The organism is Paraburkholderia sediminicola (genome assembly GCF_046027825.1).
Taxonomy (GTDB): domain Bacteria; phylum Pseudomonadota; class Gammaproteobacteria; order Burkholderiales; family Burkholderiaceae; genus Paraburkholderia; species Paraburkholderia sediminicola_D.
Genome location: NZ_JAQQDU010000154.1, coordinates 1 through 12,715 on the forward strand (window position 1 = coordinate 1; position 12,715 = coordinate 12,715).

The window sequence follows — 12,715 nt, forward strand, 5'->3', positions numbered from 1 at the left end:
CGAAACGTGCGACTTTCGCCGCATTTCGCTCAAGCCTTTCTAAGCCCATTTGTCATGAGCCGGTTTCACCACCGAGAGTCCGAGAGCACGCGCAGTCCGATGACATTCCGGATGCAACATGACCAGGTTTCGGTTCGTGTCCTTACCGCCATCGATCGTTCGTTCCACGTGGTAGAGCCGCCAACCACTGGTTTTCGTGATCATCTGCCGACAGACCGGACACGACCGTCGCTGGTCAAGCCATAACCGGATCAACCGCACCCGACCTTTGAGCGAGTCCAGCATCGCGAATCCCAAACGCTCCTCGAAATAGCTTTCCCACTGCACATCAAACGGGTTTGCGGCCGCCTTGAGTTTCCGGTGTCGCCGGATCGGCGTGCCTGCGATGTCATATAGCATCAGGAGTTCCGGCTTTCCTGTGCTGAGCGTATTGCCAGTCTCCGTGCCAAAGACCCAATGCTGGAATCCTACTATCCGGAAGTACTTCTGCCGGACCCAGCGCGAGCTCTTGTTCGGATGCCGGCGCTTCGTCCAGCGCCACAAACATCGCCAGATTTCGTGACTGACTCTGCCAAAGGTGTGCTTCGCCACGACATGCTGGTAGTAGTTCGCCCATCCGCGAAGCAATGGATTGAGTTCACGTATCAGTTGATCATGTCGTACCGTCGCACTGTTCTTCACGGTTTCCCGCAGCTTGCGCAGGAAGCGCTGAACGCTTGCTCTGGCAGGCTTGATCAGCAGCTTGCCGCCATATTTGCGCACGTTCATGCCGAGGAAATCGAACCCTTCGTCGATATGCGTGATCCGGGTCTTTTCTGAAGAAAGCGATAAACCGCGCTCCGCCAGAAACAGCTCGACCGTCGGACGAACGTCATCAGCCAGCACTTCACGCGTTGCGCCGGTAATGATAAAGTCATCCGCATAACGAACGATGTTGACCTTCGACGGATTGTTACTACCTTTGCGATACTTTGCACGTAGCATTTTTTCCAGCCCGTCGAGAGTCATGTTCATCAACGTAGGCGAAATTATTCCCCCTTGCGGTGTACCCGCCTGCGTTGAGTGAAAGACACGGTTGTGAAGGTAGCCAGCCTCCAACCATCTTCGCAGAATCGCTTTGTCCGTGGGGATGTGGGCGACCAGCCAGTCATGTGAAATTTCGTCAAAGCAGCTGCGGATATCGGCCTCAAGAATCCACGTTGCAGAATCGGTTTGTGCCAATGCCCGGAAGCATTGTTCGATTGCGTCGGCCGTGGAACGGGCGGACCGGAACCCATACGAGTTCGGGTCAGCCATAGTTTCGGCGACCGGCTCCAGAGCGAGCAGGTACAGCGCCTGCTGAGCCCTGTCGACCATACAAGGAATTCCAAGGGGCCGCATTTTTGTCCCGTTGGCCTTCGGGATATATATCCGTCTCAGTGGACGCGGCCGATAGCCGCGCCGTTTGAGTGACGACACTGCGTTGATTTTGGACTTCGGTGTGGACCAGGTGACACCATCCACGCCCGGCGTCCGTCTGCCCTGATTCTCAGTCACCCGTCTGACGGCGAGTGCCTTGCCGCTGAACGAATGGGTCAGCAGCCACTGCAGGGCTTTCATCTTGCCATGTTTGCCATCCTGTATTGCCTTCACTATTCTTGCCTGCAGCCTTCGAACCTCACGATGACACCCGGCCCAGTTAATGCCGTGCCAGTGTCTCGCGCGATCGGAGGACGCACCCGCGCCTGGTTGCTGCACAGTCATCTGCTTCTCCTCCTTGAAAGGTTGTTCAAGCTATCTAGTGACGAAAGACCATACGGAAGTCTGCCCGCTTTCGCGTGAGATGATGTTGTCTCGCGACGCAATCCCTATCTGCCCGATTACAGGGCAGCGTTCGCTTTCTCCGCTTTCCTCTACCCGCTGCACCCTCAGCTTCCCTTGCGGGTCGCCTGCCATTCCTGGCGGCACATCGGGCTTACCATGTTCCACGTATGCAACACGAATAGGGTAGGTCCTGCCTATCCACCGGCGGTCTGCATGTCCGTGTGTTTCCTAAACCAGGGGAAACATCCGACCGCGTACCATTTTGGTTCAAGCCACCAGCGTTTTGGGCTTGCTCAGGCTAACGATGTCTGTGGCAGTTCACTTATGCTGACCATACTATCCAGCCTTGCAGCTCACCCGCATCAACGCTCGCAGGCGTTACCTCTCCTCACGGAGACAGCTAGGCCAGAGGCCAGCCACGTTGTCCCGGTGGCTTCACACGTCGTCGTTGCCAACAACGCATGCACCGGTAGGCTACGGTCGACGGAACGACCGGTTTCCTGACCAGCCTTTCGGCTGGTTAAAACAATTGCATACGCAACTTCATGTCGCACTGGTTCAAGCCTGTCAGCACGTTTGGCTTGTTAAAGCTCACGACGTTTAGCGGAAGTTCACATATGTTGGTCGTATCCACTCATCCCTTGCTCCTCTCCGCCTTCGTGCTGGCAGATTCCGCCTTGCCTCGCGGCTCGGCGTACCGGATACCCGGCGGCTACGTTGTCCCCGAAGCTTCACACCGAGCTGTTACCAACTCCGCATGTCCGGGTAGGGAACGGTTGATGGAACAACCGGTTTCATCAGGTCATACCTGCACCTGTGAAACAGAAACTCACGCGACTTGCAGGTCGCACGAACACGTTCTTTGCCAGGTCGATACCGACAGTTGTAACCTTCATGGTGACGTCCCCTCGGTTCAAGTGGTTGCTAGACACTTCCACTTTGGCACATCCATGCCGTGACGGGTGGGGGCGTCCATCCCATTGGGTAAGAACGCACTCCTTCACTGCACAACCGCCGGATCTACGTCACCGCCCCTTGATCACGAGAGCTTTGCGGTTTCTTGCCCGCTCGCCCTGATCGGTGCCGCCTTCTATCCGGTTCTTGTTCATCGGCTCGCAGTTTCGCTCCACGCTTCCTCCCCACACTCGCTCACCCTCATGCAGTTGCGCTTCGCTTCGCTCGCTGTGATCAACTTGCGGTGGGACTTGCACCCACAAGACTGCGCCCATGCTGGGCGCACAAAAAAAAAGGCGTCACGTTGCCGTGACGCCTTAAAAAGTTCTAGCCATTCCGAGGGCCGTGCTAGAACCTGAGAGACGGTATTCGAAAGTTGGACCGGCGCGCCATGTTAGACGCGGGACTTGAGATAGACGCTGCGTGGACTGTTACGGGAGACTATTAAAGACACTCGACCGGACACTCCGCGGGCCACGGTTGGTTCGAAACTTCAAAATGCAGAACCTGAAACCGTCTTTCGAAATGAGGTTCCATTTTTTATGGTTATGCTGACTAAGTCAAGCAAAATATAAAGAGGCTTCATTCGCCCCGGAAAAATATTCCGATACAATGAATCTTCAGATGAAAAATGAATCTTATGCCCCATTTTGGGGCCTTCGCCCAGCCTGTTCGGAACGGTTGCCGCCAGGTACGCGAACAAAAAATTGAAATATAGTTCCAAAAAAGACGACATGAACCGACCGATGTCCTCCCGAACTGTCACCGCCCCAGCCAAAGAGAAAGACGGCTCGGGCGACGAAGTCACCGCACTGGCACGCGGGTTGACCGTGCTGCGCTCGATCGCCGCAGCCGACGCGCCGCTCAGCAACCGCGAGTTGGCCGAGCTGACCGGCATCCCGAAGCCCACCGTCTCGCGGATCACCGCCACGCTCGTCGGCGCAGGTTTCCTGTTCCGCTTGCCTGACAGCGAGCGATTCGTGCTGACCTCGTCGGTACTGGAGTTGAGCAACGGCTTTCTGCGCAACTTCGACATCCGGGCCCGGGCGCGGCCCTTCCTCATCGAACTCGCTGAACGCACCGCGTTGTCCGTGCATCTGGCCGTACGCGACCGCCTCGACATGGTGGTGATCGACGCGATCCGGCCGCGTTCGGCGGTGCTGGTGTCGCGCCTCGAAGTCGGCTCGCGCATGAACCTCAGCCGCACCGCAGTCGGCCGCGCCTATCTGTCGGCACTCGCCGAACCGGAGCGGGAAAAATTGCTGATCGGCTTACAGGCCGCCGAAGGCGACGACTGGGGCCATGTCAGCAGCCGCCTGACAAGCGCATTACGGGAAACCGCGGAGCAAGGCTTCGCAATCGCCACGGGCGAATGGTACAACGGCCTGAATGCCATCGCGTCAGGATTCATCGGCCCCTCCGGCGAGCGCTATGCCGTCAATTGCGGTGGCGCCGCGGATCAGTGCCCACGCGAATGGCTGATGTCGCGCGCGGCGCCGGCCCTGCTCGAATGCATCAGTAAGATTGTTCTCGAGATAGGCGGCACGCCTGGGCGCCGTCTCGATAACTGAACGCGCGGACGCTCGCCGGTCGGCGCCCACCGCATTCCCGCCCCTCCTCACCTCATCCTGTAACTTTCGTAATCAATAGAAAAATAGATGGGTGGACTGTTACGGAGCCCGCGACGTAGGATCATGCCTTCCTGTCGCGGGGCGCTCGCCCGGCTTGCCGTTATTCCCCTTCGATAACGTCCCGGCCGACTTGTCACGATCGCGCAGTGGGTTAACATCTTTGTCCCGCGCATCGGGTAGCATCCGCGCTGAACATTCGCGGCGCGTCCGCTGTCGAAACCGCCTGTCATGCCGCCTGCGTGCCGGTCCGCCGAACTGTCGAAGCGGCACGATCGCACGAGCAGCTCACATCAAAGCCAGCCACCTGACCGAACCGATGGACGAACAACAACAGTATTCGGAAACCACACGCCCTGCCGCTCCGGCTTCCCAACGCGGTTCGCAACCGTCCTCCAGCGGGGGGCCTGCTGGCGGTCCAGGGAACGCACCGGATCCAGCCAAACGCCATCGCGGCCGCAACATCGCACTGATCGTGGCGGCGCTGGTCATCCTTGGGGTTGTGTTGTGGCGCTGGCATCCGTGGGGCGGGCCCAGCAGCGGCGCGAACGCAGCCGGTGCGAGTGGCGCGAGCAGCGGCCGCGCGGGCCGAGGCGGAGCCGGTGCGTTCGCCAACATGGCGCAGCCTGTCCACGTGGCGACCGCCACACAGGGTGAGATGCCGGTCGTGCTGACCGCGCTCGGCACGGTCACGCCGCTCGCCAACGTCACCGTGCTGCCGCAGTTGAGCGGCACGCTGCAGGACGTGTTCTTCAAGGAAGGCCAGATGGTCAAGAAGGGCGATGTGCTGGCCCAGATCGATCCGCGCCCCTATCAGATTTCGCTGGAAAACGCGCAAGGCACCCTGGCGCGCGACCAGGCGCTCCTGCAAACCGCCCGTCTTGACCTGAAGCGTTACCAGACGTTGCTCGCGCAAGACTCGATCGCCAGCCAGCAGGTCGATACGCAAGCCTCGCTCGTCAAGCAATACGAAGGCACGGTCAAGTCCGATCAGGCAAACATCGATACCTATAAGCTCGACCTCGTCTATGCGCGCATCACCGCGCCGGTATCGGGGCGTGTCGGTTTGCGCCAGGTCGATCCGGGCAACTACGTGACGCCGGGCCTCGCCAACGGCATCGTCGTGATTACGCAGTTGCAGCCGATCAGCGTGATCTTCACGACCTCCGAAGACAACCTGCAGCAGATCCTGCAGCAGACTCAAACCGGCGCGAAGCTCTCGGTCACCGCATACGACCGCAGCAATACGACGTCGCTCGAAGGCGGCACGCTCGAAACGCTGGATAACCAAATCGACACCACCACCGGCACGGTCAAGCTGCGCGCGATCTTCCAGAACCCGAAGAACCTGTTGTTCCCGAATCAGTTCGTGAATACGCGCCTGCTGGTCGATACGATCAAGGACGCGGTAATCGTGCCGACCACGGCTGTGCTGAACGGCTCGATGGGCCAGTTCGTGTATGTCGTGAAACCAGACAACACGGTGACGGTGCGCCCGGTCAAGGCCGGTCCGGTCGATGGCGAACGCACCAGCATCAAATCCGGCCTGCAAGCCGGCGAGCGCGTCGTGATCGACGGGTCGGACCGGCTGAAGGAAGGCGCGAAGATCACGATTCCGGCCGACCGGCCGCGCGGCGCTTCGGGCGCGCGTGGTGCAAGCGGCGCGATGGGGGCATCCGGCGCACACGGACATCACGGCAAACACGCGGCGCAAGCCTCGCAATAAGGGCACGGCAACTACCGCATGAATCCATCCCGCGCCTTTATTCTGCGCCCCGTCGGCACCGCGCTGCTGATGGCGGCGATCATGCTGGTCGGTCTCGTCGCGCTGCGCTTTCTACCGCTCTCCGCGCTGCCCGAGGTCGACTATCCGACGATCCAGGTGCAGACCTTCTATCCGGGCGCGAGCCCGGATGTGATGACCTCCTCGGTCACCGCGCCGCTCGAACGTCAGTTCGGGCAAATGCCGTCGTTGAATCAGATGTCGTCGCAAAGCTCGGCCGGCTCGTCGATCATCACGCTGCAGTTCAGCCTCGATCTGCCGCTCGATATTGCCGAGCAGGAAGTCCAGGCGGCGATCAACGCCGCGGGCAACCTGCTGCCGTCCGACCTGCCCGCGCCGCCGATCTACGCGAAAGTCAATCCCGCCGACGCGCCGATCATCACGCTCGCGATCACCTCGAAGACGATGCCGCTCACGCAGGTGCAGGATCTGGCCGACACGCGTCTCGCGCAGAAGATTTCGCAGGTGGCGGGTGTGGGTCTCGTGAGCCTGTCAGGCGGTCAACGCCCGGCCGTGCGGATTCAGGCAAACCCGCGCGCGCTCGCCGCCTACGGTCTGAATCTGGACGACTTGCGCACCACGATTTCGAACCTGAACGTCAACACGCCGAAGGGTAACTTCGACGGCCCGACGCGCAATTACACGATCAACGCGAACGACCAGTTGACCGACGCCGACGCGTACAAAAGCGCGGTGATCGCCTACAAGAATGGCCGCGCGGTGATGCTGACGGACGTCGCCACCATTGTGCAAGGCGCTGAGAACACCAAGCTCGGCGCGTGGGTGAACAACACGCCGGCCATTGTCCTGAACGTGCAGCGCCAGCCGGGCGCGAACGTGATCCAGGTGGTGGACAGCATCAAGGCGCTGCTGCCGCAATTGCAACAGTCGCTGCCCGCGGCGCTCGACGTGCAGATCGTCACCGACCGCACCACCACGATCCGCGCTTCCGTGCGCGACGTGCAGTTCGAATTGCTGATGTCGGTCGTGCTGGTGGTGCTGGTGATGTACCTGTTCCTCGCCAACGTCTACGCGACCATCATTCCGAGCCTGTCGGTACCGCTGTCGCTGATCGGCACGCTTGCCGTGATGTACCTGTGCGGCTTCTCGCTGGATAACCTGTCGCTGATGGCGTTGACCATCGCGACCGGCTTCGTGGTCGACGATGCGATCGTGATGATCGAGAACATCGCGCGCTATGTCGAAGAAGGCGAATCGCCGATGGAAGCCGCGCTGAAGGGCTCGAAGCAGATCGGCTTCACGATCATTTCGCTGACGGTTTCGCTGATCGCCGTGCTGATTCCACTGCTCTTCATGGGCGACGTAGTCGGGCGTCTCTTCCACGAATTCGCGATCACGCTGGCCGTGACGATTGTGATTTCGGCAGTCGTCTCGCTCACCCTTGTGCCGATGATGTGCGCGAAGCTTTTGCGCCACACGCCGCCGCATGAAAGCCACCGTTTCGAAGCGAAGGCCCACAGGTTCATCGACTGGGTGATCGCCCGCTATGCGGTCGCGCTGACCTGGGTGTTGAACCGGCAACGCGCCACGCTGTTCGTCGCGGTGCTGACGCTGGTACTCACCGGCGTACTGTACGTGTTCATTCCGAAGGGCTTCTTCCCGGTGCAGGACACCGGCGTGATCCAGGCGATCACGCAGGCGCCGCAGTCGGTGTCGTATGCGTCGATGGCCGAGCGTCAGCAGGAACTCGCCGCGCAGATCCTGAAGAACCCGGACGTGGAAAGCCTCACCTCGTTCATCGGCGTGGACGGCAGCAACATCACGCTGAACAGCGGCCGCATGCTAATCAACCTGAAGCCGCGCGACGATCGCAGCAACACCGCGAGCGACGTGATCCGCCAATTGCAGCATGACGTCGCGCATATTCCCGGCGCCTCGCTGTACATGCAACCGGTGCAGGATCTGACAATCGATTCCACGGTCAGCCCGACGCAGTACCAGTTCATGCTGACCGACCCGAACATCAGCGAATTCACCACGTGGGTGCCGAAGCTGGTCGACCGGTTGAAGCAATCGCCGGAACTGGCGGACGTAGCCACCGACTTGCAAGACAACGGCCAGTCGGTCTACATCGAAATCGACCGCGCTACGGCGTCGCGCTACGGCATCACGCCGGCTACCGTGGATAGCGCACTGTATGACGCGTTCGGCCAGCGCATCATCTCGACCATCTTCACACAGTCGAACCAGTACCGCGTGATTCTGGAAGCGCAGCCGTCAATGCAGCACTACACCGAGTCGCTGAACTCGATCTATCTGCCCTCCTCCACGTCGACGGGTGGCCAGGTGCCGCTGTCGTCGATCGCGAAGTTCATCGAGCAACCCGCGCCGCTGCTGGTCACGCACTTGAGCCAGTTCCCGGCCACAACCGTCTCGTTCAACCTCGCGCCCGGCTCGTCGCTCGGCGCGGCGGTGAAAGCGATCAATCAGGCGGAGCAGGATATCGGCTTGCCGGCGTCGTTCCAGACGCGCTTCCAGGGCGCGGCGCTGGCATTCCAGGCTTCGCTGTCGAACGAACTGTTCCTGATTCTGGCGGCGATCGTCACGATGTATATCGTGCTCGGCGTGCTGTACGAGAGCTTCATCCACCCGATCACGATTCTGTCGACACTGCCGTCGGCGGGCGTCGGCGCCTTGCTGGCGCTGCTGATCACCGGGCACGATCTCGACATCATCGGCATCATCGGTATCGTGCTGCTGATCGGTATCGTGAAGAAGAACGCCATCATGATGATCGACTTCGCGCTCTACGCCGAGCGCGAGGAAGGCAAGGCGCCGCGCGAAGCCATCTATCAGGCGTGTCTGCTGCGCTTCCGGCCGATCCTGATGACCACGCTCGCCGCCCTGCTCGGCGCCCTGCCGCTGATGCTCGGCACCGGCGCCGGTTCGGAGTTGCGCCGCCCGCTCGGTATCGCGATTGCCGGCGGTTTGATCGTGAGCCAGTTGCTCACGCTGTTCACCACGCCGGTGATTTACCTGGCATTCGATTCGCTCGCCCGCCGTACGCGTGAGCGCTTCAATCGCGGCAAGCCCACGTCGCCCGCCACCGATGCAGGAAACTGAGCGATGAACCTGTCGCGTCCGTTTATCTCCCGCCCGGTCGCCACCACGCTGTTGGCGATCGGCATCGCGATGGCCGGGATTTTTGCGTTCACCAAGCTGCCGGTCGCGCCGCTGCCGCAGGTCGATTTCCCGACCATTTCGGTGCAGGCCACCTTGCCGGGCGCAAGCCCGGACACCGTGGCGACGAGCGTCGCCAGCCCGCTCGAACGGCATCTCGGTTCGATCGCCGACGTCACCGAGATGACCTCGCAGAGTTCGGTCGGATCGACGCGTATCACGATGCAGTTCGGCCTGAATCGCGACATCGACGGCGCCGCGCGCGACGTGCAGGCCGCCATCAATGCCGCCCGCGCCGACCTGCCGGCAAGCTTGCGCAGCAACCCGACGTACCACAAGGTCAATCCCGCTGACGCGCCGATCCTGATTCTGGCGCTCACGTCGAAGACGCTGACCGCCGGCCAGTTGTACGACTCGGCGGCCACGGTGCTGCAGCAGTCGCTGTCGCAGGTGGACGGCGTCGGCGAAGTCGATGTGAGCGGCTCGGCCAATCCGGCCGTGCGTGTCGAGCTGGAACCGCAGGCGCTGTTCCACTACGGCATCGGTCTGGAAGACGTGCGCGCGGCGCTCGCCGCCGCCAATGCGAACAGCCCGAAGGGCTCGATCGAGTTCGGCGCGAACCGCGTGCAGATCTACACCAACGACCAGGCGAGCAAGGCGTCGCAATACAAGGATCTGGTCATCGCCTATCGCAACGGCGCCGCGGTGAAGCTCTCCGATGTGGCCGAAGTCGTCGACTCGGTCGAAGACCTGCGTAACCTCGGCCTCTTCAACGGCAAGCGCTCGGTGCTGGTGATTCTGTACCGGCAACCGGGTGCGAACATCATCGACACCATCGACCGCGTGATGGCGATGCTGCCGCAGTTGCATGCCTCGCTGCCCGCCGACGTCGACATCGCGCCGGCCGCCGACCGCTCCACGACGATCCGCGCATCGCTGAAAGACACCGAGCGTACGCTGCTGATCGCGGTGGCGCTGGTGGTGATGGTGGTGTTCCTGTTCCTGCGCAACTGGCGCGCCACGCTGATTCCGAGCGTGGCCGTGCCGATCTCGATCATCGGCACGTTCGGCGCGATGTATATGCTGGGCTTTTCGATCGACAACCTGTCGCTGATGGCGTTGACGATCGCGACCGGCTTCGTGGTCGACGATGCGATCGTGGTGCTGGAAAACATCTCGCGGCATATAGAAAACGGCGTGCCGCGCATGAAGGCCGCGTTCCTCGGCGCGCGCGAGGTCGGCTTCACGGTGCTCTCCATCAGTATCTCGCTGGTCGCCGTGTTCCTGCCGATTCTGCTGATGGGCGGTATTGTCGGCCGGTTGTTCCGCGAATTCGCGCTCACGCTGTCGCTCGCGATCGGCGTGTCGCTCATCGTCTCGCTGACGTTGACACCCATGATGTGTTCGCGCCTTTTGCGCGAGCCGCACGAGAAGCAGGAAGAAGGACGCTTTGGGCGTTGGCTCGAAAGTGGTTTCTCGTGGATGCATCGCGGCTATGAGCGCACGCTCGGCTGGGCACTGCGGCATCCGCGCCTGATCGTGACGATCCTGCTGCTGACGATCGGACTGAATATCTGGCTGTACATCATCGTGCCGAAGGGTTTCTTTCCGCAGCAGGACACCGGGCGCTTGATCGGCGGCATCCAGGCCGATCAGAGCACTTCATTCCAGGCGATGAAGGGCAAGTTTGCGGAGATGATGGAAATCGTCGGCAAGAATCCGGCGGTGGAAAGCGTGGCCGGGTTCACCGGCGGCCGGCAGACCAACTCCGGCTTCATGTTCGTCTCGCTGAAACCGAAGAGCGAGCGCAAGTTATCCGCCGACGAGGTGATCCAGCAACTGCGCGCCCCGCTCGGCGACGTGGCCGGCGTGCGGACGTTCCTGCAGGCTGTGCAGGACATTCGCGTCGGCGGACGGCAATCGAACGCGCAGTACCAGTTCACGCTGCTGGCCGATTCGACGCCGGACCTGTACCTGTGGGGACCAAAGCTCACTGAGGCGCTGCAGGCCCGTCCCGAACTCGCCGACGTGAATTCCGACCAGCAACAAGGCGGCCTCGAATCAATGGTGACGATCGACCGCGCGAGCGCGTCGCGTCTCGGCATCCAGCCGGCGCAGATCGACAACACCTTGTACGACGCCTTCGGCCAGCGCCAGGTTTCGACGATTTACAACCCGCTGAACCAGTACCACGTCGTGATGGAAGTGGCGCCGAAGTACTGGCAGAGCCCGGATATGCTGAACCAGATTTACATCAGCACATCGGGCGGCAGCGCGAGCGGCGCGCAGACCACCAATGCGCCGGCAGGCACGGTGACGTCGAAAGCGACGACGGAGAGTTCAACTTCGACGAGTGCGTCGACGGGCGGCACGGCGGGCACGACCGCCTCAAGCGCGGCGAGCATCGCCTCCGATTCCGCGCGTAATCAGGCGATCAATTCGATCGCCGCGAGCGGCAAGTCGAGTGCTTCGTCGGGCGCGGCGGTGTCGACGTCGAAGGAGACGATGGTGCCGTTGTCGGCGATCGCGAAGTTCGGGCCGGGCAATACGCCGTTGTCAGTGAATCACCAGAGCCAGTTCGTGGCCTCGACGATTTCGTTCAATCTGCCGCCGGGCGTGTCGTTGTCGACCGCGACGCAGGCGATTTACGACACGATGGCGCAGATCGGCATGCCGGGGACGATCCACGGCAGCTTCCAGGGGACGGCTCAGGCGTTCCAGCAGTCGATGTCTGATCAGCCGATCCTGATTCTGGCCGCGTTGGCGGCGGTGTATATCGTGCTTGGGATGTTGTATGAGAGCTATATCCACCCGCTGACGATTTTGTCCACGCTGCCCTCCGCGGGCGTGGGGGCGTTGCTGGCTTTGCTGCTGTTCAAGACGGAGTTCAGCATCATTGCGCTGATTGGGGTGATCTTGCTGATCGGCATCGTGAAGAAGAACGCGATCATGATGGTGGACTTTGCTATTGAGGCCTCCCGGCAGGGGTTGTCGTCGCGGGATGCGATTTATCAGGCTTGTTTGCTGCGGTTCCGGCCGATCATGATGACGACTTTTGCCGCCCTGCTTGGGGCGTTGCCGCTGGCCTTCGGGCGTGGGGACGGGGCGGAGCTGCGGGCTCCGCTGGGGATTGCTATTGTGGGTGGGTTGATTGTTAGTCAGATGCTGACGCTGTATACCACGCCGGTGGTGTATCTCTATATGGATCGGATTCGGGTGCGGTGGGAGTCGCGGAAGGGGCGCGGGGCGCGTATCGCGCCGTCTGCTTGATTTTTTTTGCCTGCGGGGCGGTTTGTCTTTTTGCCTACGGCGTTGGGCCTTGCCTGGATTGTTTGCCTGGGCGGCGCTTGTTCGTCTGTTTGCCTACGGCGTTGGCCTTTCCTTGAATTCTTATTGGTTTATTAGT

At 61.3% G+C, this 12,715-nt stretch carries 5 protein-coding genes; 4 read left to right on the forward strand and 1 reads right to left on the reverse strand.

What is annotated here, in order from left to right:
* Positions 1 to 39: 39 nt before the first annotated feature.
* Positions 40 to 1,632 (reverse strand): group II intron reverse transcriptase/maturase, encoded by a 1,593-nt coding sequence (gene ltrA, locus PQQ96_RS40065; protein ID WP_459252149.1) that lies wholly within the window; start codon positions 1,630 to 1,632, stop codon positions 40 to 42.
* A gap of 1,871 nt (positions 1,633 to 3,503) precedes the next feature.
* On the opposite strand from ltrA, the gene PQQ96_RS40070 reads away from it, so the two are divergent.
* The 4 genes from PQQ96_RS40070 (at position 3,504) to PQQ96_RS40085 (ending at position 12,579) form a co-directional block, all read left to right on the forward strand.
* Complete coding sequence (locus PQQ96_RS40070) at positions 3,504 to 4,328, forward strand: IclR family transcriptional regulator (protein ID WP_408302642.1); 825 nt, start codon at positions 3,504 to 3,506, stop codon at positions 4,326 to 4,328.
* Positions 4,329 to 4,704: 376 nt separating this feature from the next.
* Positions 4,705 to 6,111, forward strand: a complete 1,407-nt coding sequence (locus PQQ96_RS40075; protein WP_408302644.1) for an MdtA/MuxA family multidrug efflux RND transporter periplasmic adaptor subunit — start codon at positions 4,705 to 4,707, stop codon at positions 6,109 to 6,111.
* A gap of 18 nt (positions 6,112 to 6,129) precedes the next feature.
* Complete coding sequence (locus PQQ96_RS40080) at positions 6,130 to 9,252, forward strand: MdtB/MuxB family multidrug efflux RND transporter permease subunit (RefSeq protein WP_408302647.1); 3,123 nt, start codon at positions 6,130 to 6,132, stop codon at positions 9,250 to 9,252.
* Between the two features lie 3 nt (positions 9,253 to 9,255).
* Entirely contained in the window at positions 9,256 to 12,579 is a 3,324-nt protein-coding gene (locus PQQ96_RS40085; protein ID WP_408302649.1) for an efflux RND transporter permease subunit, read from the forward strand.
* The last annotated feature ends 136 nt before the right edge of the window (positions 12,580 to 12,715 follow it).

Excerpts from the sequence above, each read along its gene's own strand:
- PQQ96_RS40075 (WP_408302644.1), top strand. The coding sequence starts at position 4,705 with ATGGACGAACAACAACAGTATTCGGAAACCACACGCCCTGCCGCTCCG.
- PQQ96_RS40070 (WP_408302642.1), top strand. The coding sequence starts at position 3,504 with ATGTCCTCCCGAACTGTCACCGCCCCAGCCAAAGAGAAAGACGGCTCG.
- PQQ96_RS40085 (WP_408302649.1), top strand. The coding sequence starts at position 9,256 with ATGAACCTGTCGCGTCCGTTTATCTCCCGCCCGGTCGCCACCACGCTG.
- PQQ96_RS40080 (WP_408302647.1), top strand. The coding sequence starts at position 6,130 with ATGAATCCATCCCGCGCCTTTATTCTGCGCCCCGTCGGCACCGCGCTG.